General features: G+C 36.2%; 24 protein-coding genes, 1 riboswitch and 1 other annotated feature. Of the genes, 9 read left to right on the forward strand and 15 right to left on the reverse strand.

Going from position 1 to position 22,109, the window contains the following annotated elements; all coding sequences use genetic code 11:
* Positions 1–8 precede the first annotated feature (8 nt).
* The gene (locus tag AC3WTA_RS08175) at positions 9–872 is read right to left on the reverse strand and encodes a LacI family DNA-binding transcriptional regulator (protein ID WP_000201359.1); all 864 of its coding nucleotides are present in this window, start codon (positions 870–872) and stop codon (positions 9–11) included.
* 99 nt (positions 873–971) lie between these two features.
* The gene (locus tag AC3WTA_RS08180) at positions 972–1,454 is read right to left on the reverse strand and encodes a GNAT family N-acetyltransferase (protein WP_000262552.1); all 483 of its coding nucleotides are present in this window, start codon (positions 1,452–1,454) and stop codon (positions 972–974) included.
* An 81-nt stretch (positions 1,455–1,535) separates the two neighbouring features.
* On the opposite strand from AC3WTA_RS08180, the gene AC3WTA_RS08185 reads away from it, so the two are divergent.
* Complete coding sequence (locus tag AC3WTA_RS08185) at positions 1,536–2,459, forward strand: alpha/beta hydrolase (RefSeq protein ID WP_000819227.1); 924 nt, start codon at positions 1,536–1,538, stop codon at positions 2,457–2,459.
* Between the two features lie 10 nt (positions 2,460–2,469).
* Here the strand turns inward: AC3WTA_RS08185 and AC3WTA_RS08190 are convergent, their stop codons facing one another.
* Entirely contained in the window at positions 2,470–2,715 is a 246-nt protein-coding gene (locus AC3WTA_RS08190; protein WP_000360793.1) for a DUF2552 family protein, read from the reverse strand.
* Between the two features lie 286 nt (positions 2,716–3,001).
* Between AC3WTA_RS08190 and AC3WTA_RS08195 the strand changes: the two genes are divergently transcribed.
* From AC3WTA_RS08195 to ribH, 5 genes are all read left to right on the forward strand, one after another.
* A complete protein-coding gene (locus tag AC3WTA_RS08195; RefSeq protein WP_001151582.1) occupies positions 3,002–3,208 on the forward strand; it encodes a CDGSH iron-sulfur domain-containing protein in 207 nt (68 codons plus the stop codon).
* A gap of 189 nt (positions 3,209–3,397) precedes the next feature.
* A riboswitch (FMN riboswitch) is annotated at positions 3,398–3,541 on the forward strand.
* A gap of 309 nt (positions 3,542–3,850) precedes the next feature.
* Positions 3,851–4,963 carry a bifunctional diaminohydroxyphosphoribosylaminopyrimidine deaminase/5-amino-6-(5-phosphoribosylamino)uracil reductase RibD gene (gene ribD, locus AC3WTA_RS08200; RefSeq protein WP_000131967.1) on the forward strand — a complete coding sequence of 371 codons (1,113 nt, stop codon included), beginning with the start codon at positions 3,851–3,853 and terminating at the stop codon, positions 4,961–4,963.
* Positions 4,945–5,589, forward strand: coding sequence for a riboflavin synthase subunit alpha (gene ribE / locus AC3WTA_RS08205; RefSeq protein ID WP_000493850.1), 645 nt, complete (start codon positions 4,945–4,947; stop codon positions 5,587–5,589). The genes ribD and ribE overlap by 19 nt, the downstream gene beginning before the upstream one ends.
* A 12-nt stretch (positions 5,590–5,601) precedes the next feature.
* Positions 5,602–6,795: a bifunctional 3,4-dihydroxy-2-butanone 4-phosphate synthase/GTP cyclohydrolase II gene (ribBA, locus tag AC3WTA_RS08210; protein ID WP_000468993.1), complete on the forward strand. Its 1,194-nt coding sequence runs from the start codon at positions 5,602–5,604 to the stop codon at positions 6,793–6,795.
* A gap of 18 nt (positions 6,796–6,813) precedes the next feature.
* Positions 6,814–7,275 carry a 6,7-dimethyl-8-ribityllumazine synthase gene (gene ribH / locus AC3WTA_RS08215; protein WP_000230900.1) on the forward strand — a complete coding sequence of 154 codons (462 nt, stop codon included), beginning with the start codon at positions 6,814–6,816 and terminating at the stop codon, positions 7,273–7,275.
* Positions 7,276–7,304: 29 nt separating this feature from the next.
* Here ribH and AC3WTA_RS08220 read toward each other — a convergent pair whose 3' ends face one another.
* The 8 genes from AC3WTA_RS08220 to AC3WTA_RS08255 form a co-directional block, all read right to left on the reverse strand.
* Positions 7,305–7,625, reverse strand: coding sequence for a hypothetical protein (locus tag AC3WTA_RS08220; RefSeq protein ID WP_000549778.1), 321 nt, complete (start codon positions 7,623–7,625; stop codon positions 7,305–7,307).
* 181 nt (positions 7,626–7,806) lie between these two features.
* Positions 7,807–8,805, reverse strand: coding sequence for a biotin synthase (gene bioB / locus AC3WTA_RS08225; protein WP_000815839.1), 999 nt, complete (start codon positions 8,803–8,805; stop codon positions 7,807–7,809).
* A gap of 1 nt (position 8,806) precedes the next feature.
* The gene (gene bioC / locus AC3WTA_RS08230; protein WP_000608936.1) at positions 8,807–9,616 is read right to left on the reverse strand and encodes a malonyl-ACP O-methyltransferase BioC; all 810 of its coding nucleotides are present in this window, start codon (positions 9,614–9,616) and stop codon (positions 8,807–8,809) included.
* Positions 9,582–10,322, reverse strand: a complete 741-nt coding sequence (locus AC3WTA_RS08235) for an alpha/beta fold hydrolase (protein ID WP_000661270.1) — start codon at positions 10,320–10,322, stop codon at positions 9,582–9,584. The genes bioC and AC3WTA_RS08235 overlap by 35 nt, the downstream gene beginning before the upstream one ends.
* Positions 10,319–11,506: an 8-amino-7-oxononanoate synthase gene (gene bioF / locus AC3WTA_RS08240; protein WP_492332861.1), complete on the reverse strand. Its 1,188-nt coding sequence runs from the start codon at positions 11,504–11,506 to the stop codon at positions 10,319–10,321. The genes AC3WTA_RS08235 and bioF overlap by 4 nt, the downstream gene beginning before the upstream one ends.
* Positions 11,472–12,200 carry a dethiobiotin synthase gene (gene bioD, locus AC3WTA_RS08245; RefSeq protein WP_001013034.1) on the reverse strand — a complete coding sequence of 243 codons (729 nt, stop codon included), beginning with the start codon at positions 12,198–12,200 and terminating at the stop codon, positions 11,472–11,474. The genes bioF and bioD overlap by 35 nt, the downstream gene beginning before the upstream one ends.
* Positions 12,200–13,588 carry an adenosylmethionine--8-amino-7-oxononanoate transaminase gene (gene bioA, locus AC3WTA_RS08250; RefSeq protein WP_000217829.1) on the reverse strand — a complete coding sequence of 463 codons (1,389 nt, stop codon included), beginning with the start codon at positions 13,586–13,588 and terminating at the stop codon, positions 12,200–12,202. Before bioA ends, bioD begins: the two co-directional genes overlap by 1 nt.
* 122 nt (positions 13,589–13,710) lie before the next feature.
* Positions 13,711–14,067: a hypothetical protein gene (locus AC3WTA_RS08255; RefSeq protein ID WP_000726893.1), complete on the reverse strand. Its 357-nt coding sequence runs from the start codon at positions 14,065–14,067 to the stop codon at positions 13,711–13,713.
* Between the two features lie 142 nt (positions 14,068–14,209).
* Positions 14,210–14,430: a binding site (T-box leader), on the forward strand.
* Between the two features lie 277 nt (positions 14,431–14,707).
* Here AC3WTA_RS08255 and nhaC point away from each other — a divergent pair.
* Complete coding sequence (gene nhaC / locus AC3WTA_RS08260; protein WP_000253740.1) at positions 14,708–16,081, forward strand: Na+/H+ antiporter NhaC; 1,374 nt, start codon at positions 14,708–14,710, stop codon at positions 16,079–16,081.
* Positions 16,082–16,131: 50 nt separating this feature from the next.
* Here nhaC and cpdB read toward each other — a convergent pair whose 3' ends face one another.
* On the reverse strand, positions 16,132–18,456 hold the full coding sequence (gene cpdB, locus AC3WTA_RS08265) for a bifunctional 2',3'-cyclic-nucleotide 2'-phosphodiesterase/3'-nucleotidase (RefSeq protein WP_000748626.1): 2,325 nt from the start codon (positions 18,454–18,456) through the stop codon (positions 16,132–16,134).
* 362 nt (positions 18,457–18,818) lie between these two features.
* Between cpdB and AC3WTA_RS08270 the strand changes: the two genes are divergently transcribed.
* Both AC3WTA_RS08270 and AC3WTA_RS08275 read left to right on the forward strand, forming a co-directional pair.
* Positions 18,819–19,598: a GDSL-type esterase/lipase family protein gene (locus AC3WTA_RS08270; RefSeq protein ID WP_000755831.1), complete on the forward strand. Its 780-nt coding sequence runs from the start codon at positions 18,819–18,821 to the stop codon at positions 19,596–19,598.
* Between the two features lie 74 nt (positions 19,599–19,672).
* Complete coding sequence (locus AC3WTA_RS08275; RefSeq protein ID WP_000445818.1) at positions 19,673–20,119, forward strand: MarR family winged helix-turn-helix transcriptional regulator; 447 nt, start codon at positions 19,673–19,675, stop codon at positions 20,117–20,119.
* Positions 20,120–20,143: 24 nt separating this feature from the next.
* Here AC3WTA_RS08275 and AC3WTA_RS08280 read toward each other — a convergent pair whose 3' ends face one another.
* From AC3WTA_RS08280 to argF, 3 genes are all read right to left on the reverse strand, one after another.
* Entirely contained in the window at positions 20,144–20,350 is a 207-nt protein-coding gene (locus AC3WTA_RS08280) for a hypothetical protein (protein ID WP_000291951.1), read from the reverse strand.
* A 58-nt stretch (positions 20,351–20,408) separates the two neighbouring features.
* Complete coding sequence (locus AC3WTA_RS08285; protein WP_033657731.1) at positions 20,409–20,969, reverse strand: DUF2062 domain-containing protein; 561 nt, start codon at positions 20,967–20,969, stop codon at positions 20,409–20,411.
* Positions 20,970–21,148: 179 nt separating this feature from the next.
* Complete coding sequence (gene argF / locus AC3WTA_RS08290; protein WP_000108893.1) at positions 21,149–22,099, reverse strand: ornithine carbamoyltransferase; 951 nt, start codon at positions 22,097–22,099, stop codon at positions 21,149–21,151.
* Positions 22,100–22,109: the final 10 nt, after the last annotated feature.

The raw sequence follows: 22,109 nt of genomic DNA on the forward strand, positions 1-22,109 counted from the left end.
CGCACCTTTTACTTTTTTATTTTTTCTTTTAATTGTTGTAAAGCTATTTTCCCATTTTTTTCGGTGCAACTTTCAATTTTCATGAGTGACGGGCCTATCCATTCACTGTCTATGCTCCCGTTCGGTCCGATAATTTTCAACTTATCCGGTATACGGATATTTAAATTTTTCGCTGCTTGAATTAACTCAAAAGTAACCTTTTCACTTGAAGTTACAATTCCATCTATATACGGGTAAGTTTGCAAGAATGTAATAAACTGTTTATTCGTATACCCTTGTACACATACTTCTCGATAAGAGATCCCTTCATCCCAAACAGCGTCTAAAAATCCTGATATGTGCTCTTCCATTTCTTCACTATCTTCTCCCTCATCGAAATAAGCAAGAAATTGACAGCCTTTTTCTTTTAATAAAGAAACCGTTCTTTGTCCACTTTCATAATAATTTGCATGGGATTTTTTTTCATCAATCACAACAAACGGAAGTGGAATTTCTCCTATACTTTTAAAAACGGATCTTGTTAAAATAACACCTGCAACGTTATTTCCCTTCAACATATGTATGTATCTATCTTTATTCTCTATATTACAAACAATGATTTGATATCCTTCTTTATATGCTATTTCCTCAATACAATGTAGCAAAGTGATGTTTGATGGTTCATATAGATTATCTACAAGTAATGCAATTATCGTTGAATTCTCTTTAAATAATGGCTTTGCTGCACTATTTGGCCTATAACGTAATTCCTCAATTGCTTCCTTTACTTGTTTTACTGTGTCCTCATGAACGTATCCTTTTTCATTAATAACTCGTGAAACGGTTGCGACTGAAACACCTGCCAATTTTGCAACATCACGTATAGTTGCCACATCGTCACCCCTTAATATGGTAATAGATTACAATTTTACGGTAACCTAAATTACAATATTCGTCAAGGTTACTAACTTATATTTCTGAAAATTGTTACATCAATTTATTAAACGATACTCCAACTGTATTTCATGTAAAATTTGGATATTATCATATCCGATACGCGGAATTTCTTTCTTTATTTTTCGTGCCTCTTCCACTGCATTCACATATAAATTAGTCATCACAAAATTACGTTTTTGGTAAAAACGTAACGCATTCATATTATCATTTGTTGTTATGAGCCAAACCCGCCCACACCGTTTTTCTTCTGCAACTTGTAATACACAATCTACAAGTTTCGTCCCTATTCCTTTTCTTTCTTCAAAGCTATCTAACGATACAATTTCACACATATTTCCGGTCACTTCATACGTTATAATTCCGATTATTCTGTCATCCGAGAGCGCAACAAATCCTGGCAACTCTTCTAACTGATGCCCCTTACCACGTGAAACCATCAATGAACTCCCCCAGTTCTCACACATGAACATTCGGATTGTTTCTTTCATCGCTGGCGTAATTTTTTGTATATACACCATTTCCTATTTCTCCCCTTTTCTATCATTGTGATACAATGTAAGTGTATCACATGTAACGGTATTTGGAGGATGAGGTAAAGTATGAAACGTTTTTTTGCAGCATTGTTTACTATACTAGGTGCGATAACTGCCCTTGGGATTTTCTTTACAAATAAAGTGATGTACTTAAAGAAAAAAACAGAGGAAGAAGTACTCGAAAGAGAAACGAAAAAACATTTTCGTATAGAGGATTTTGATGCTCTTCATAAAGAAGAAATTCATATTCCTTCGCAATTCGGATATGATCTTCACGGCTATTACATTCCTGCTGGTCATTCCAATAAGTTTATGATCTTTTGTCACGGCGTAACTGTAAATAAAATGAACTCTGTAAAATATGCAAGGTTATTTTTAAACAGAGGGTATAATGTCGTTATTTATGATCATCGTCGTCATGGTAAAACTGGCGGAAAAACAACAAGCTATGGATACTATGAAAAACATGATTTAAAATCTGTAGTTGACTGGCTAAAAAGTCGCTTTGGAACAAATATAACACTCGGTATTCATGGTGAATCTATGGGAGCTGCAACACTTCTTCAATACGCAGGACTTGTAGAAGATGGTGCTGATTTCTATATTGCAGATTGTCCTTTTTCTGATTTCTACGGACAATTACAACACCGTTTAAAGGTTGAATTCCATTTACCTAAATGGCCCTTATTGCCTTTAGCAAATGCTTTTTTAAAAGTGCGTGACGGTTATACGATTCGCGAAGTTTCACCAATCGATTGTATAAAAAATATTAACAATCCCGTCCTCTTTATTCATAGTAAAGATGATGATTATATTTTAGCTGATATGACGAAAGCACTATATGAAGCAAAAGGAAACAATAAACAACTTTATATTGCAGAACGCGGTGCACACGCTTGCTCTTATAACGAAAATAAAGAAGAGTATGAAGCAGCCGTTGATCAATTTTTAAACTCATATGTAAAAGAAACAAAAAACAGGCTTGCATAAGCCTGTTTTTTTATTGCGCTAAAACGTCTGTAACTTGTTCCATGTTTTCAGAAATCCATTGCATTGCATCGTCTAACGTTGGAAATTCTGTCGTTTGAAATGTTACTTCATCTTGAAGTAACCAAACATCCTTTGCCTCTTGCCCTACACCTGCAATGGACCAATGTAACAAACTATATGGATGATTATCATTCAAAAATGATGCCCACGTGCGCTCATTTGCAATGTTTCGTAATGTATGTAATTGTTTATCCATCTCTCGTCACCTTACTCTAGTCAGTTATGAAAACTATTATAACACTCTCTTCTTTCTCAAACAAAGTGCTCTTTTTACCCCGCATTAACGGGCAGTAAAACTCCCACCTCAAAACTCAGCTAAAACAAAGAAGTTAGGTGGGAGATTAACTGCCCCTAAAAGCCCGATTGGTTCAACTAATAATTAGTGGGGGATACCTCCCCACTAATTAAAGTTTCACTTTATATTGTCAAGTACTTCTCTTAATTATATGATGAAATTAAGCGTTTGGGAAGGAGGGATAGCGTTGGCGAAAGTACAAATTAAAGTAAATGATAATGGCTCTTTTCGTGTTACAGGGGACGTGGAATTAGTCGATTCACAAGGGAATGTATTCCCAGCAAAACCGGCATTTTCTTTATGCCGTTGTGGTTTATCAAAAAATATGCCTTATTGCGATGCTTCGCATAAAGGGAAATTCGAGTCTGTTGTTAGAGCACCAGAGGCAGAATAATTTCACATGTGACATGCACATTTTTTTGTGCATGTTTTTTCTTTTCATTAACTCTCGTCCCCCCTTTTCCTTACAACATTCCTCATACTTTTGTCCTCATTCCAACTTACATATATTTTCACACAATTCTTCACATTCGAATATTTTTTACTAGCCTTTTGTCTTTTTTGTGCTATAATTTGAGCAAACAACATCCTTCGGGGTCGGGTGAAATTCCCAACCGGCGGTGATGAAGTGCAAACTTCTAAGTCCGTGACCCGTTTTCAACACGAAAACGGTGGATCTAGTGAAACTCTAGGGCCGACAGTATAGTCTGGATGGGAGAAGGATATGTTTTCTAGTAATTTTATATAGCGAATACACTTTTATTTCAGTATGCATATTTTTAAAGTTTCATTTTGAATCTTTATATATGTTTTATTTTGTATACTTATGTTTCTATACTGGAATAAAAAGATACGACTAGCGTTTGAAAAATTTGATATTTTGCTAGTTTTTTTCCTTATGCCAAAATATCAATCATCGTTAGGTTTCTTTCCTATACTTTCGTATTCGAACTATATTTCTAGAAATCACGTCTCCCAAACCCCAAGGATATAAAATCCTTGGGGTTTTTTGATTTTTTCAGGAGAGGTGAAGAAAATGACAGATCAAGAATATATGAGGATTGCCCTGCAGTTAGCAGAAGGAACATCCGGACAAACAAGTCCAAATCCTATGGTTGGTGCTGTTGTTGTAAAAGATGGAAACATCGTCGGTATTGGCGCTCATTTACGTGCAGGTGAAGAACACGCAGAAGTTCACGCTCTTCATATGGCTGGTGAAAAAGCAAAAGGAGCTACCGTTTATGTAACACTTGAACCGTGTAGCCATTTTGGAAAAACACCACCTTGTTGTGAATTGCTCATCAAAAAAGGAGTCAAACGGGTTGTAATTGCTACTCTTGATTGCAATCCTCTCGTTTCTGGTACTGGAAAAAGGAGATTAGAAGAAGCTGGCATCGAAGTAACTACCGGTGTTATTGAAACAGAAGCCACCTTATTAAATCGTTTCTTTTTTCACTACATGAGAACGAAACGTCCATTTGTAACAATAAAAACAGCGATGAGCTTAGATGGAAAAACAGCAACTGTCACTGGTGAAAGTAAGTGGATTACAGGTGAAGAAGCACGAGCTGATGTTCACCAATATCGCCATACACATGATGCGATTCTCGTTGGAGTAAATACAGTTATAGCTGATAATCCGCATTTAACGACAAGAATTCCTAACGGGGGTAAACATCCTATACGCGTCATTTTAGATACCCATTTACGAACACCACCATCTTCTCATGTCATAACAGATGGTTTAGCACCGACATGGATTTTTGTCGGTAAGGATGTAAATAAAGAGAAAATAGCTTCTTATGAATCTGAAAATATAGCTATATTCCAAATGAAAACAAAACATATAGAAATCAAGGACCTCCTTTTCTTTCTTGGAGAGAAGCAAATTCTTTCTCTATTCGTTGAAGGTGGTCAAACAGTTCATGCAAGCTTCTTACAAACAAAGCATCTCAATGAAATTGTAACTTATATAAGCCCCAAATTAATTGGCGGGAAAGATGCCCCTACTTTATTTGGTGGAAATGGTTTCGCAGCATTGCAAGATGCACTTTCCTTGGAAATTCAAGAGATGAAACAAGTTGGTGATGATATAAAAATTGTTGCGAATGCCCGAAGTGAGGTGACGGAATGTTTACAGGAATTATAGAAGAATTAGGAACGATTGCAAACATGCAACAAAGCGGAGAAGCGATGAAGTTAACGATCCATGCGAATAAAATTTTATCAGATGTTCACTTAGGTGATAGTATCGCGGTTAACGGTATTTGCTTAACTGTAACGAGTTTCACAACAACTTCATTCACAGTGGACGCAATGCCTGAAACGATGCAATCAACATCACTTCGCATGCTTAAACCACGCTCTAAAGTAAATTTAGAGCGGGCGATGGCTGCAAACGGACGATTCGGTGGACATTTCGTTTCAGGACATATTGATGGCATCGGAACGATATTAAACAAAAAACAACACTATAATGCCGTCTATTACAAAATAGCTATTGCTGATGAATTGCTGCGCTATTGTTTGCATAAAGGATCCGTTGCTGTTGATGGAACGAGTTTAACGATATTTGATATAGACGAATCTTCCATCACAATCTCACTCATCCCGCACACAGTAAGTGAATCTGTTATCGGAGAAAAGAATGCCGGTGACATAGTAAACATTGAGTGTGACATGATCGGTAAATATATCGAACGCTTTATTTCTAAACCTGTAAAACGAACAGGTTCAATGAGCGAAAGCTTTTTACAAGAAAACGGATTTCTATAAGGGGGAAGCATTATGTTTCATCGTATTGAAGAAGCTCTAGAAGATTTAAAACAAGGAAAAGTCGTTATCGTATGCGATGATGAAAACCGTGAAAATGAAGGCGACTTTATCGCTTTAGCAGAGTATATTACGCCAGAAACGATTAACTTTATGATTACACATGGGCGTGGTCTCGTTTGTGTACCGATTACGGAAGGGTACGCAGAGCGTCTACAATTAGAACCAATGGTAGCTCATAATACAGATTCGCATCATACTGCATTTACAGTGAGCATTGATCATGTTTCTACAACAACAGGGATTAGCGCTCACGAACGGGCGACTACGATACAAGAATTGTTAAACCCTGCATCAAAAGGTGCTGATTTCAATCGTCCTGGACATATCTTTCCATTAATCGCGAAAGAAGGCGGTGTACTGCGCCGTGCTGGTCATACAGAGGCTGCCGTCGATTTAGCACAGCTTTGCGGAGCAGAACCAGCTGGAGTCATTTGTGAGATTATCAATGAGGACGGTACGATGGCTCGCGTACCTGATTTACTACAGTGCGCAAAACAATTTGATATAAAAATGATTACAATAGAAGATTTAATTGCTTATCGCCGCCACCATGAAACATTAGTGACGAGAGAAGTGGAAATTACATTACCTACAGATTTCGGTACTTTCCATGCAATTGGCTATTCTAATTCATTAGATACGAAAGAGCATATCGCACTCGTAAAAGGTGAGATTTCAACAGGAGAGCCTGTACTTGTACGCGTTCATTCAGAGTGCTTAACAGGAGATGTATTTGGCTCATGCCGCTGTGATTGTGGACCACAACTCCATGCTGCACTTGCTCAAATTGAACGTGAAGGAAAAGGCGTTCTTCTTTATATGAGACAAGAAGGACGAGGCATCGGCCTTCTTAATAAGCTTCGCGCTTATAAGTTACAAGAAGAAGGATTCGATACGGTAGAAGCAAACGAAAAACTTGGATTCCCAGCTGATTTGCGTGATTACGGTATTGGCGCTCAAATTTTAAAAGATTTAGGTTTACAACAGTTACGATTATTAACGAATAACCCGCGAAAAATTGCTGGCTTACAAGGTTACGATTTAGAAGTAATCGAGCGTGTTCCATTGCAAATGCCAACAAAAGAAGAGAATAAAACGTATTTACAAACGAAAGTAAACAAATTAGGACATTTACTAAACTTATAATAAAAGGAGAGATTCATTATGGTATTCGAAGGTCATTTAGTTGGTACAGGATTAAAAGTTGGGGTTGTTGTTGGACGTTTTAATGAATTTATTACAAGTAAGTTACTCGGCGGAGCTTTAGATGGATTAAAGCGTCACGGTGTAGAAGAAACTGATATCGATGTTGCTTGGGTTCCTGGCGCATTTGAAATTCCTTTAATCGCTAAAAAGATGGCTAATAGCGGGAAGTATGATGCTGTTATTACGTTAGGTACTGTAATTCGTGGTGCTACAACACATTACGATTACGTTTGTAATGAAGTAGCAAAAGGAGTTGCATCTTTATCCCTACAAACAGACATCCCAGTTATTTTCGGTGTATTAACGACTGAAACGATCGAGCAGGCGATTGAACGCGCGGGCACGAAAGCTGGTAATAAAGGCTATGAATCCGCCGTTGCTGCGATTGAAATGGCTCATTTATCAAAACAATGGGCATAAAAAATAAAAAAGAGGCTGCGGCCTCTTTTTTATTTTTTTACTTTTTTCCGTACATCTTTTATTAATTCATCCATTGTTTTTCCTTCTGTTTGTATACGAAGCGTTTGTGCTGTTCTCCATACATTCTCTCTTTTCTTCGCTTCTTCTATAATAGTAATTTCTTTTCGCACTTCCTTTAAGTCTTTTCCTTCTGTTTTCAATCCAAAATGTTCAGCTTTCGTTCGAAAATGTTGTTCAATTCGTTGTTGCATCTCTTTTTGTTCAGGATTTTCGGCGGCCTTAACTGGATCAGCACTTATTGCTTTTAGTAAAATTAGACAAGTCATAATCGCTAATATATATTTGTGCATGTAAAATCCTCCAACCCAATATAAATTACATATTTACTATGTACAATTGGGGCTTGGAAAATTCGTCCACCAAAATTCTTTTTTTCGCTCAAAAACCAATAGTATCAAGCTTTCACAACTATTTATTACATTTTATTTACAAAAAAAGCAAACTCTTTTACAAGTTTGCTTTTTATCTATCTTATAATGCACATTCTTCAATCTCAAACCCTAAATCTTCAATCATACCCCAGTCTGCAGTCGGTTCTTGTCCAGCTGTCGTTAAGTAATCTCCAACAAAAATAGAGTTTGCTGCAAATAAACCGATTGGCTGTACAGAACGTAAATTGATTTCACGTCCCCCTGAAATGCGAATTTCTTTCGTTGGGTTTACAAAACGCATCATCGCCAGCACTTTTAAACATTCTACCGGCGTTAATTCTTTTTGTCCTTCAAGCGGCGTACCCTTTACAGCAACAAGGAAATTACATGGAATTGAATCTGCGTCTATACGTTGTAATTCAAATGCAATTTCAGCACGTTCTTCTATTGTCTCCCCCATTCCAAAAATTGCCCCAGAGCATGGTGAAATGCCCGCTTGTTTTGCTTTTTGAACTGTATCAACACGATCGTCATACGTATGAGTGGAGCAAATGCTTTCGTAATTATTTGCATGTGTATTTAAGTTGTGGTTATAACGATGTACACCCGCGTCTGCTAAACGTCCTGCTTGATCTTCGTTTAAGAAACCTAAACAACAACAAATCTTTAAATCTGTCGTTTCACGAATCTCCTTAACTGCTCCAATTACGTGATTCACCTCTTTATCCGTCGGACGACGACCAGATGCCACAATACAATATGTACCTGCTTTACGGCGAATTGCTTCGTGTGCTCCTTCTACAATCTTTTCCTGCGTTAGCCATGCATATTTATCAATCGGCGCCTCTGAAATAATAGACTGTGAACAATATCCGCAATCTTCAGGACATAATCCAGATTTCGTATTAATAATCATATTCAATTTTACTTTCTTACCAAAGTAATGATGGCGAATGATGTAAGCTGCATTCATAATTTCTAACACTTCTGTATCATCAGCTTCTAATATCGCAATTGCATCCTCTTTCGTAATCATTTTCTCTTCTACTACGTCATGTGCAAGTTTTTTCCAATCCCTTTTTGTTTGTACTTGTTTCATTTCATCTCTTCCCCTCTTTTGTTATATGCATAAATAAAGCATGATACGTCGCCACTATCCCTTCATTTTCCGTGAAGTCTCTTTCGTATATGCGAAGCATCGCACGAAAGAGTGAGGGACTTTGACAATATGATTCTTCATTACTATTAGTCGCTCCTACTTTTCGAATAGAGTGTAGAAACTCCCTAACTTCTGTAAATCTCTCTATGTAACATGTTTCAGAAACATGCACATCCCCTGTTTCTATTTCGCACATATGGCGCAACTGATTTTTTGAATAAAAACGTTGCCCAATCGATGTTTCATTTTGTATATTTTTTTCTTCTTTCGCCCGCTGGAACGAAGCATGCAATTCTTGAAATGTTTCATGTCCAAACGTTGAAAAGAGTAATATCCCATCTATAGACAAATGATGAAATAAATTTCTTATCACTTGTTTTAAATCATTTAGCCATTGAAATGTAGCATTCGAAATAATGACATCATACGTTCCTTCTAATCGTAATCTTTCGATATCCTCACAGTAAAACGTTACATTTTTCACATTTTGTCTAGTTTTCGCAACCTCAATCATACTTTCAGCAAAATCAATGGCTGTAATATGCGCTTTCGGAAATAAGTTTGACAATTGCTCTGTAACATATCCTGTCCCGCATCCAAGTTCTAAAATACGTATCGTTGAATTTGCACTATATCGCCGATTCAATGTAGAAAGTAATGAATGTGCCATCTTTTTTTGTACATTTGCATATTGATCGTAGGATACAGCTGCCACGTTAAACCGTTTTTGAAGTAACGTTTTGTTGATCATGTCGTATCCCCTCTACAAATTGAATTATCTCACTTCCACAATATTCGAAATTTGTTACACATAATGCATGTCCAGCCTCACTTACTATCTTGAGCGTGGCAGTCTCATTCTCAGACATAATACGTGCTGCAGACAATGGACAAATTACATCCTGCTCTCCGTGAATAAGTAGTATAGGGACTTTAATTTCTTTCAGTTCTTCTCTCATATCTGCTTCTATTAAATACTCCAAACCTAATTGCAAAGACTGAATAGAATCACCTTTAAAGCGTCTTATCATATCTTCAAACCTTGTATTCTCTTTCAGCTCATCTTTTGTAAACATATTTTCATAAAACCGCTTGAGCGTATCTTCTTTCTTTCTCGCTACATTCTTTTTCAGCCGTTCTACATGCAAAGCATTCCATCCACTCGTATAATCGCTCGTATTTGTAAATTTGGCAGTACCACCAATTAGTACGATACCTTTTGCCTTAACCTTTTTATGAGCTTGAACTGCTGCTAACGCTCCTAGTGACCATCCAACTAAAATTACATTTTCATCTTTTGCTACATCTATTATTCGCCCCGCAAATTCACTTTGTTCTTTCACATTACGCCAATTGATACATTGAACAGAATATCCTTTAAAATACGGCAGAACTAAAGTCCAAACACCTTCTTCCATTCCCCACCCAGGAATAAAAATAATCTTTAGCTCTTTCATACGAAAAACCCCTCTTCTTTACCAATGCGTATAATATGCTGAATAGCCCATTTCAAATCAGCTATTGTATGTTGAGACGTAACCGCAAAACGGACCCGTGAACTATTAACTGGAACCGTTGGTGGACGAATTGCAATTGCTGCAATACCTACCTCTTGCAACCTTTTACTAAACCGTAAAGCTGTTTCATTTGAACCGACTACAATCGGTACAATATGAGTTGAGCTATCCCCAATATCAAAACCAGCTTCTTGCAAATGTGTCCTAAAATATGCTCCATTCTCTATAAGTCTCTCTCTTCTTTCATTATCTTCTCTCACAATTTCAATTGCTTTTTGTACCGCCCCTAACATTCCTGGTGGTAAAGCAGTAGTAAAAATAAAGCTTCTCATCATATTTTGTAAATACTCTATATACATTGCATCACCTGTCAAATACGCACCATAACACCCTAAAGCCTTGCTAAACGTCCCCATATGTATATCAATATTTTGAGCAATATTTTTTTCTATATGGGACAATCCTGCTCCATCAATTCCATATATCCCACTCGCATGTGCTTCATCAACTATAATCATTGCTCCATATTTCTCTTTCATTTGCACTAAATCTCTTAAATATGCAGTATCACCGTCCATACTAAAAACAGTATCTGTTACGATTAATTTCTTCTTTTTTGGCGGTGCTACTTGCAACAGCTTCTCTAAATGATCTAAATCATTATGACGATACCTTTTATGCTCTGCTCCGCTTAATATAATTCCATCAACGATGCTTGCGTGATTTAATTTGTCACTAAACACAATATCGTGACGACAGGCTAATGAAGAAATCACTCCAATATTTGCGGTATATCCGCTATTTACAACTAAGGCTTTTTCAGTGCCTTTCCAATCGCATATACTTCTCTCAACCTCTTCATACAGCGAATAATTTCCTACAACGAGCCTTGATGCCGTCGCCCCAGTTCCATATTTTCTTGTGCATGCAATAGCAGCTCCTTTTAACCTATCATCTCCAGCTAACCCTAAATAATTATTTGACGCTAAATTTAGCATCCTTTTTTCATCTCGAATAAGCCATGTCTCTTCTGCTTGTTCTGTTACATGCAAATTGCGATACTGCCCTTGCTCATTTAATTGTTGCAATTTAGATTGAAGATGTGTGCGCCACGTTTGATTCATTTCGGATGAACTCCTCTAATTTTGAAATCATTATATACTCTTTTGCAGATTCCAAGACTTCTTCTTTTGTAAACGCACCTTCAAAGAATGGTAATAAACCTAAAACCGGTACCCCACTTAGCTCTTCAATCATTTCTTTATTTTCTTGTACTCTTTCCATTTCACATTCTTTGCAGCCGGATAAAATTACACCTGCTACTGTTAAGCCCTGTGCCTTTGCATAAGCAATCGTTAAAACTGTATGATTTACTGTTCCTAATGTAGGGCGTGCGACTATAATAAGGGGAAGCTGTAATTCCTTTGCGAAATCAATTACTAAAGCGTCTTCTGTATATGGAACAGCCAGTCCACCTGCTCCTTCTACAAATAGGCTATTAAACTCTTTCAAGAGTTCATTATAATGATCAGTAATGTCTTTTAAATGTACTACTCTTCCAGCTCTTTTCATGGCAAGTCTCGGAGCAAGAGGCTCTTCAATAGAATAAGGGCAAATTTCATATTCTTTTGTCGGTACCCCTGATAATGCTTTTAACCTTGCTGCATCTCCCTCTGGATTTGATGCAACATGTCCACTTTGCAACGGTTTATATACCCCGATGTTATATCCCAATTCTCTAAATACACCTACTAATGCACCGGCAACTACAGTTTTCCCCACTTCAGTATCCGTTGCTGTTACAAAAAAACCGTTCATTATTCTCCCTCCGTAACATCCGAGATTGCTTTATACAAAATATGTAACATATCATCAATCTCATCCATTGTAGAAGCAAGAGGAGGCATAAATACAATCGTATTACCGAGTGGTCGCAAAATCATGCCCAGCTCTCTTGAACGTTTACACACTTGAACACCGACTCTCTCTGTCCATTCAAATGCTTCTTTCGTTTCCTTATTCTTCACAAGTTCAATTCCAACCATTAACCCGCACTGACGAATATCCCCTACATGTTTATACGCAAAGAGCGATTCTAATTGCGTCGCTACATATTCTGTCTTACGTGCCACTTCTTCTATTAAATTTGTTTTCTCGTATAGCTCTAGATTCGCAATGGCTACCGCACACCCTAACGGATTCCCTGTATAACTATGACCGTGGAAAAACGTTTTTTGTTCTTCATAGTCTCCTAAAAAGGCATTATAAATTTCATCTGTCGTTACGGTGATTGCAACTGGTAAATATCCACCTGTTAAACCTTTTCCGGCTGTTAAAATGTCTGGCGTTACATTTTCATGTTCACATGCAAACATTTTCCCGGTACGCCCAAATCCAGTCGCTACCTCATCTGTAATAAATAAAACGTTATATTTTGCACATAAATTACGTAGCCCTTTTAAATATCCTTTTGGCATTGTAATCATACCGCCAGCACCTTGCATTAAAGGCTCTACAATAATCGCCGCAATTTCTTCATTCTTTTCTTTCAGCAGCTCTTCCATTTCTTCTAAATGTTTTTTCACAATTTCCTCCTTATTATTTCCATAAGGAGAACGATATGTATATGGATACGGCATTTTAATTGCCTCAAATAAAAGTGAACTATACACTTGGTGAAACAAGTCTATCGCTCCTACTGAAACAGCTCCAATTGTATCACCGTGATATGCTTCTTTTAATGTAACAAATCTTTGTTTCTTCGGTTTTCCTTTATGCTGCCAATATTGAAAGGCCATCTTAATTGCAATTTCAACGGCGCTAGAACCGGAGTCTGAATAAAATACTTTCTTCAAACCTTCTGGCACAACTTCAATTATTTTTTCTGCTAATAAAATAGATGGAACGTTAGCAAGTCCTAGCATAGTAGAATGGGCAATTTTATTTAATTGCTCACGAATTGCTTCATCTAATTCTGGTACTTGATGTCCGTGAACATTTAACCAAATAGATGAAACACCATCCCAATATTCATTTCCATTTACATCGTATAGCTTTCTTCCCTCTCCACGTTCAATAATGACAGGATCTTCTTCTAAATAATCTTTCATTTGTGTAAACGGATGCCATACATAAGCTTTATTTTTCTCCGATAATTCTTCATATGTATAAGACGATTTTTCAGTCGTATTACTATTAACAGTCACAATTGTCACCCCTAATGTTAACTAATTTATAAATAAAGTTAACATTAAATTTAAATGACTGTCAATTATTTTTAAATCAAATAGTTCTTAAAAAAGAACAACTTATCATACGATAAGTTGTTCTACTTTCCGTGTTGTAACTTTCCGATTTCTAAAATAATCTCTTCATCTTTTTTTCCTTCTGTATCAATTCCAAGTTGCTTAGCGTGCTCAATTAATAAATCATGACGCTGCTCAAATCTAGCCTTATCTACTTCTTTCGTAACTTCTTCTTTTGTTTTCCCATCAGTAGAAACTCCTAGTTTCTCAGCTGCTTTTTCCATCGACTTCTTCTCTTCCGTTTCTTTCACTTTCTTCACTTCTGACTGCTGTATTTGCTTTTGCTTCGCCTGCTCTGATTCAGCTGCAAAAGCTGTGTAAATTCCAGCGCTTCCGCCAATGACTAGTAAGGTGGTAAAAAGAATTATTTTTTTCTTCACTCTTTCCTCCCCTTTCAAATTCATTATAACGTACAAATTTAGAACATTAAAAACATTTAACCTTTATTTCCCTAAAAAAATATTGAACATTTTTATTGACATATAAGATGAAAATGTGATAAAAATTTAATTAACATCATATGAATCGGCATTGATAGGATTTAGTAGTATTTCGATTTCTGATTTCAGAGAGCTGGTGGTCGGTGCGAACCAGTACAGAGCGAATTATGAATTACCCCCTGGAGCTTCTTTTGCGAAACGTAAGGAGTAGTGAAAGACGGTTATAGACCGTTATATCTAAAGAGTGGTGAAACGAAACTGTTTCACAATTTAGGGTGGTACCGCGAATTTTTCGTCCCTGCATATATTGCAGGGGCGTTTTTATTTTATTGGCGCATATCATACGACCCTTTATTTTGTGATACATTCATTTCACAAGCTAGGGTGGTACCGCGATTTCTTCGTCCCTGCATAATTATATGCAGGGACGTTTTTTTATCCAATCATTTCCGTATCATATTGAAGGACCAACAATTACCGGTAATTTGTCACAAAATTCTAAATTTTAGAAGGAAATACACAATATTGGCGAATTTTATATAAAAAAGAGCTATTTTAGATTACTTAGGAGGGAAAAACAATGGTTTCAAAAATTGAATCTGTTCTTTTAACATTATTTATCTTTTTCTGTATTGGCTTTAGTGTTATCCAATTAGAAGTTTCACCACACATCCCAATTTTATTTGGTATCGTTCTTTTATTAGCATTTGGATTTATGAAAAAAATCTCTTGGTCTACTATGGAAAAAGGGATGATCAGTAGTATTTCAGCTGGTATTCCATCTATTTTTATTTTCTTACTGGTAGGCGTATTAATTAGTGTTTGGATCGCTGCTGGAACAATTCCAACTTTAATGGTATACGGCTTCCAGATTGTATCTCCTAAAGTTTTCGTTCCAACTGTTTTTGTAGTTTGTGCAATTGTTGGAACAAGTATCGGTAGCGCCTTTACAACTGCCGCAACTGTAGGACTTGCCTTTATGGGTATGGGTAGTGCTCTCGGATACGATCCGGCTCTAATCGCTGGTGCAATTATTTCTGGCGCATTCTTTGGAGATAAAATGTCTCCTTTATCTGACACAACAAACTTAGCTCCTGCTGTAACGGGTGTAGATTTATTTGAGCATATTCGTAACATGCTTTGGACAACAGTTCCAGCTTTCATTATTGCTTTTATCGCATTTTTCATTTTAGGAAGCGGTACGAGTGGAGACGTTGACTTCACAAACTTTATTAGCACATTAGAGAAAAATGCAACGATTTCTATCGTTACACTTATTCCAATTTTATTACTGTTCCTATTCGCATTTAAAAAAGTTCCAGCTGTTCCAACATTGCTTGCAGGAATTGTGGTAGGAATTATTATTCTCTTTATTTTTAAACCTAGCACTTCTTTAGCTGATTTAATGAAAATTATGCAAGACGGCTACGTTTCTAAAACTGGTATTAAAGACATTGATAGCTTACTATCTCGCGGTGGTCTACAAAGCATGATGATGTCGATTGCCCTTATTTTCCTAGCTCTTTGTATGGGAGGATTATTACAAGGAATGGGTATTATCACGCAACTAATGAATATCATCTCTAGCTTTGTAAAAAATAGTACACGCTTAATTATTTCTACTGCTTCAACTGCAATTGGTGTAAACTTCTTACTTGGTGAGCAGTACTTATCCATCGTTTTAACAGGACAAGCATTTGCTAATAAATACGATGAAGTCGGTTTAGAGCGTCGTAATTTATCACGCGTATTAGAAGATGCAGGTACAGTTATTAACCCGCTCGTACCATGGGGTGTAAGTGGTGTATTCTTAACAAACGTCCTTAGCGTTCCAACATTCGATTACCTTCCATACGCAATTTTCTGTTTAGCTTGCCCAGTCTTAACGATTATCGTCGGCTTTACTGGATTTGGCCTTTCATGGAAGAAAGAAAAAGCAGTAACAGTTTCATAATATACTAAAAAGGATTACCTGAATCGGTAATCCTTTTTTATATTTCTCGACTATCTATTTGCTTTCTTTCTTCTAAATAACAGAAGTAATCCCGCTCCAACAAACGCCAAGCCTGCTCCAATTGTAGAAGCAACACTTGTACCTGTTTTCGGTAAATCACGTTCTTCTTTCTTTTCACTTACAGTTGTTGTTGTTTCTTTTGAGTTTTGATTATCCGTTGTAGTTTGTCCAGATCCTGGCGGTGTCGTTGGATTTTCTCCATTACTGCCTTCACCTGTTGGTGGTGTCGTTGGATTTCCTCCATTATTTCCTTCACCTGTTGGTGGTGTCGTTGGATTTCCTCCATTATTTCCTTCACCTGTTGGCGGTGTTGTTGGATTCTCTCCACCAGTTTCCTTATCATCATCGTTCTTCTTCGTTATATCAATTGCATATTTAGCAAATTCATTTTCAGATGGTCCAACATATGATATTTTCCCATCTTTCTTTATATACTTTTGTGCATTTGGTGAAGAATCGAATGTTGTATGTAATTTATCTGCAACAATCGGTTTAAACGTCCAATTTTTATCTGCTGCTGGATCAATAACTGGTGTTTCTTGCATATACTTCACAATGATTTGACGTGTTTCATCTTGTGATTGGTATACAACTTCTCCTTTACTTACACCTGGGAACGTTTGGCTACTTCCGCGATAGTTATTTGTAGCGACGATGAACTCTTGATTGTCAGCTACTGGCTTACCTTCATATGTCATATTTATAATACGATTCGTATTTGCATTTACAACTTTTCCATCTTTATCGTATTTCGTTGGTTGTGTTACATCAATTTCGTATTTTAAGCCATCTAAAATATCGAAGTTATATGTAGGATAGCCTATATTTACTAACGGCTGTTCTTCTGTTTTCTTTGGATCAATTTGATTAAACTGACCTGCAGACATTTCAAGCCATTCTTTCACTTGTGCACCATTTACTTTTACAGCATATAACGTATTTGGATATACATATAAATCTGCAACGTTTTTAATCGCTAACGTTCCAGCTGGAATATCCGTATAATATGTAGCACCGTTTCGGCCACCTGCTTTAAATGGTGCGCCTGCAGATAAAACTGGAATTCCTTTATATTTGCTATACTGTCCATTTTCAGCTAATAACTTTTCTACATACCATTTTTGTGCATTTGTTACAAGTTGTACAGAAGGATCATCTTGTACTAATGAGAAATAACTATTAATTGGCGCTGTCGTTTTTCCTACAGCTGTATTGACATAATCAATTGTCGCTTGGTGATCATCTTTAATTTCATTAACTAATTCTTGATTGGATTGTACTAATGAATTCCCTTTACTATCAGCAATCGGACGCAGTTGCGGCTTCGATTGCTCTTTTTGTATTTCCCATTTTCCGTTTACCTTTTTCAATTGCATATCAATAATACCTAGGTTACTTCCAAAGACACCAGGCATTACAACTGGAACACCATTAAATACATCCTTCATTTCAGTATGTGAATGTCCCATTAATACTGCATCTACACCAGGAACCTCTGTTAAATAATACGACGCGTTTTCCATGCCAACGTTGTATCCACTCTTATCAACACCGGAATGCGCTAGTGCAACGATAACATCTGCACCTTCTGCTTTCATTTTTGGCACCATTTTCTTCGCTGTTTCAACTATATCTTTTGCTTTCACTTTTCCTTCTAAATTCGCTTTATCCCAGTTCATAACTTGAGGTGGAACAAATCCCATTACGCCAATTTTCACTTTTTGCTTTTGACCTGATTCATCTTCTACTTCTTTTTCAAAAACATGATATGGTTTAAAGTAGTTTTTGTCGTTCTCTTCATTATTATCTTTATCATCCTTATAGACGTTCGAGTTAATAACCGGGAACTCTGTTTTACTAATTACTTTGTTTAAATAGTCTAAACCGTAGTTAAATTCATGATTCCCAAGAGAGATGACGTCATACTTCATTAAATTCATTACACGATATAATGGATGTGTATAACTAGGATCCACAGGCTTCTTCGGATCATTTATTTTATTAGCTACATAATCTCCAAGCGGTGTCCCTTGTAATGCATCCCCATCATCAAATAGGACAGAATTCTTCGCTTCTTCACGTGCTTTATTAACAAGTGTTGCTGTTTGCACGAGACCTACTTTATTATCTGTTTTCGTTTGATAATAATCGTAATTCATTAAGTTAACGTGAATATCTGATGTTTCTAGAATTCGTAAGTTAACCGTACTCTCCCCGTTGTTCTCATCCGCATGAGCTGTTGTTGGCAACACTTGTGGTGCTATTACACCAATAGCAAGAGTTGCTCCAGCTAGCATTTTTTTTGACTTTTTCACAAAAAATCCCCCTTATACAATTACCAAAAATAATGAAATAAACCTCTATTTGCCTCTAACCACATACCTTTTTTCTTCTATTAGAGACAAGATTTTCATTTCATCCTGCGCTAATGAGTAGTCCCCTTAAACGCCCGATTAGTGAAACTTTAATTAGCGAGAAATAAAGCCCTACTCATTAAAATTTCACCTTATCTGACATTATCATATATAATGTACTTTCATATCGTCAATATTTTTTGACATACTTCTACAAATTTTCTGTAAAGTTGTTGTAAACTTTTCATAAACATATAATATGCCCTTACATTGTTAATACTGCTGAATATGATACAATTACCAATTACAAGGAGGATGAATTTATGAAAAAAGTCATCTTAACAATTGTTTGTCTCCTCCTTCTAATCATTTCTTATTCTTATTTTGAAAAGAACGATGAGACAAAAAAAAATGAACCCGAAGAAAATACAGAAAAAACATCTACTCCAAGTTGGATTGATAAGCAAACAAACGATTCCTTTTATCATCTCGTACTAGGTGATTCGCTCGCCAAAGGATATGGATCGACACAAGGGGGATTTGCTGAATTAGCTTCTAGACAAATAGAAGCACAAATTCATAAACCAATTACCGTAGAAAACCTTGGGGTAAACGGCCTTACAACAGATCGTCTCGCTAAAAAAGTGCAATCAGAAGATGTAAAGCAAAAAATTAAAGCTGCAAATATCATTACAATTAATATTGGAGGAAATAATTTATTCCGTTTAAATCGTGATGTCGGTGTTATAGATGGTATTAAAATGTTAAATAAAGAAAAAGCTCATTTTGAAGCGGATATAAAAAATATTGTAAAGACAGTTCGAGATCAAAATCCGAACGCTTTACTCATTCTCTCAGAACTCTATAATCCGTTACAACTCGATGACTCCATCTCCAGTTATGCAGATATGTTTTTAGATGGCTGGAATGAATCCGTTTATTCCATTTCAAAAGCAAATCAACCATCTATCGTTTTACCAATTCGTAAATTAATATCAAATGATAAAAAAGATTTACTCTTTGACCAAGTACACCCAAATGATAACGGCTACACGATTATTGCTAATACGTTTACAAAGCAAGTGTTATCCTACAAATATTAAAGCGTCTATGAAACAATTCTATTTTTATACCATGTCTTTTTTGTTACAATGATAGTGTGGAAGGGGGCCTTTATATGGAATCACGCGAGTGGGAACGTATTGTTGATCATCTTCTTTCGCTAGTGCCTCTTTTTTATCGCAAATTTATGCTTCCTGGAGAATTTTCTTCTCAAAGACATATGCCGCCATCACATACACAAGTATTGCTACTTCTGCATGAAAATGGCACATTAGCAGTTTCCGAAATCGGCAAGCGGCTAGCGATTTCACGGCCTAACATGACACCTCTATTAAACAAACTAATTCAAGAAGAACTAATAGAGCGTCATTATAGCGAAAAAGATCGACGGGTCATTTTAATTTCCCTAACAGCTGAAGGGAAATTGTTAGTAAATCAGTATCAACAATTCATTTTAGACAAATTAAAAGAAAATTTCCAAACATTATCTGAGGAAGAGCGCGAAAAGCTCATTCACTCTCTTCAAACCATTCAAAATTTAATTTTGAAAACAAACGAATAAAGCTGCTTCTACATAGAAGCAGCTTTATGATTCGTAATAATTACCATAGTACACATTTGAATATGGCCATGTCGTTAAATATGGTTTTTGTTCTTGCGTAGGCTGTTGTTGTGGTATTTGTGGTAATTGCTGTAATTGTTGTTGTCGATATAATTCGTATTGTCTACTCATATCATAAACAGGATAATAATTTACATATGGGTATACTTGCGGTACGTAATAATAATACATTCATTCTCTCCCCCTTTTTCTTAAACATATTCAAAGGAGAAAATGAATGTGACACTCTTTATATTTGCACGAGTGGTTCTCTCACTCGTTTCTTTCTATTCTTCAAGCGTAGCTTACGGTTCTTTTCATATAAATAATGCACAACGAAATATGAAATTCCCCCAAACACAACTCCTAAAATTGTCATTCCAATTAATACATACACTTCACTCTGCACTAAACCCTTTAATATCGTAAAAATATGACTCGAAAACAAGTCAGATATCGTAAATGGTTCATGATGTATTTTTTGTACATGAAATGGATATATCATTTTTCCTAACGCATAAGCAAATGGAAATAAAAATATCGGTAGAAACGATATTTTCCCAATAATATTGCCAATAACCGCAGCAGGAAAAGATCCCTTTGCTAATCGGACGATCGGATAAAATATTACATATACGAGCGATGCCGTATATATAACCAACATCTCTAAACCAAAACCAATCGCAAAACCTAATGATACTTTCTTTGCTCCTTCTGGTGATCGAAGCAACTTATAATATTGAAACTTTAATATTCTCCACATCCGCTGAAAAAACGAATATGTTTTCTTAGTTGTTTTCAAATTCATCATCTCTTTAACTATATTTTTTCTATCTAGTATGTCCTTACATGATATGAAAAACAAATGTAGTTTACTCTTTTTATTATAAATGATATAGAGATGATTAACCAAATATACATACGACATTTCAATATAAAAAAGCACACCTCCAATTGTTATTCGTACCTAACAATTGGGGTGCACATCATTCAGGAAAGTTCTTCTATATTTTTAAATAAACTTACTAATAATGCTTTTTGCGCGTGCAATCGATTACCAGCTTGCTCAAATACGATAGACTGTGTTCCATCTATAACTTCTCCTGTTACTTCTTCTTCACGATGGGCAGGTAAACAGTGTAAGAAACGATATGTTTGCTTTGCATGCATAACAAGTTCTTTATTGATTTGGTAAGGTTGAAATAAAGTATATTTCTCTTCTTCTCCCTCTTGCCCCATACTCATCCAAACGTCAGTATAAATGAAATCTGCTTCACTCACTGCTAATTCAGGGTTATGCAAAATTTCAATTTCAGCTCCTGTTTCTTCAGCGATCACTAACGCTTTTTTTACAATTTCCTCATTCGGTTCATATCCTACAGGCGTCGCAACAGTCATATTCATTCCAACTTTTGCACTCGCTAACAACAATGAATGACATACGTTATTCCCATCACCTACATAAGCCAATTTTATTCCTTTAAATGTATTTGTTTCTTCATATATTGTCATTAAATCTGCCAACGCCTGACAAGGATGGTGATCGTCCGTTAATCCATTAATAACAGGAATGCTCGATTCTTTTGCAAGCTCTTCTACATCGGCATGTGAGAATGTACGTATCATGATCCCATCAATATAATGAGATAATACTTTCGCAGTATCTGAAACGCTCTCTCCTCTTCCAATTTGCATCTCTTTCCCACTTAAAAACATGCCATGTCCTCCGAGCTGTACCATTCCTGCTTCAAAAGATACGCGAGTACGAGTTGAATGTTTATCAAAGATAAGCCCTAATATTTTGCCTCGTAATAAAGGCTCCTGCTTATTCTTTTTTAAATATATAGCGAACTCAATTAAAGAAATGATTTCTTCTTGCGTCAGTTCTTCTAGCGTTAAAAGATCTTTCGTATTTAATTTCGGTACTTGTACAGTTGACATGAAACTTCCC

It is taken from the genome of Bacillus sp. EB106-07-01-XG149 (assembly GCF_058791555.1).